Here is a 578-nt window from a genome sequence, read left to right as displayed (position 1 = left end):
ATCCGAAACAACTGATAGACTGCGTCTCCAATGCAACAAGCATCGTGTTTGCATTGTTAAGGACATTCATCCACTGAGCATCAAGGGATCATTATGAAGTTTATCCGTTGGATTTTAGGCAAAGTCATTTTATTGCTGAACGCTGTCTTTTCTCCTCGTGGCATCAAACGCACTAACGAAGCACAGAGCAACGTCGATGATAAAGCAAAGCAATACGCGTTATATCAGTTTGAAGCTTGTCCTTTTTGCGTCAAAGTACGACGTGCGATGAAACGACAATCCGTTAATATCGAATTACGTGATGCGAAGAATGACCCAACTCACCGCGCAGAACTTGAACAAGGTGGCGGTCGCGTGAAAGTGCCTTGTCTTCGTATCGAAAAAGATGGCAAAACGCAATGGCTTTATGAGTCATCAGACATTGTCGCTTATCTTGAAAAAGAATTTGCCTAGTTCCCCCTAAGAACATTGGCGGATGTAAAAGAGGCACCATTTGGTGCCTCTTTTCTATTTTGATGTTTTTGCTTCGAAACCGACTGGCGGCCTACTCATCGACAATCAGCATCAACTCAACACGT

The 578-nt window shown here is 43.6% G+C and carries 1 protein-coding gene; it reads left to right on the top strand.

Annotated features, from left to right (window positions below):
- The first annotated feature begins 93 nt into the window (after positions 1-93).
- Positions 94-453, top strand: a complete 360-nt coding sequence (locus R7Z50_RS29505; protein ID WP_020842304.1) for a glutaredoxin family protein — start codon at positions 94-96, stop codon at positions 451-453.
- Positions 454-578: the final 125 nt, after the last annotated feature.

This window comes from Vibrio sp. 1249-1, from assembly GCF_033340495.1.
Note: the sequence above shows the minus strand (reverse complement) of the source record. Positions and strands in the feature narration are given on the sequence as shown.